Below are 290 nucleotides of genomic sequence, written 5' to 3'. Positions count from 1 at the left end.
CACGGGCTTTTTTGATTCGAGGATGACTTCTTCAGAGGTTTTGGAACCCACGTGGGACAGGTCGCACATGATGCCGACGCGGTTCATTTCCGCCACGATCTCGCGGCCGAAGCCCGACAGGCCGCCGTCACGCTCGTAGCAACCGGTGCCCACCAGGTTCTGGGTGTTGTAGCACATCTGCACGATGCCCACGCCCAGCTGCTTGAACACATCCACGTAGGCGATCTGGTCTTCGAAGGCATGGGCGTTCTGGAAGCCGAAGAGGATGCCGGTCTTGCCCAGTTCCTTGG

At 59.7% G+C, this 290-nt stretch carries 1 protein-coding gene; it reads right to left on the bottom strand.

The window, feature by feature from the left end; translation table 11 throughout:
* Positions 1 to 290 (bottom strand): membrane dipeptidase (locus tag SB765_RS28980; protein ID WP_410932398.1); only part of this gene is annotated, 290 nt, incomplete at both ends.

Origin of the sequence: Pseudomonas sp. SIMBA_067 (genome assembly GCF_046534675.1) — a bacterium.
Lineage (GTDB): Bacteria > Pseudomonadota > Gammaproteobacteria > Pseudomonadales > Pseudomonadaceae > Aquipseudomonas > Aquipseudomonas putida.
Note: the sequence above shows the minus strand (reverse complement) of the source record. Positions and strands in the feature narration are given on the sequence as shown.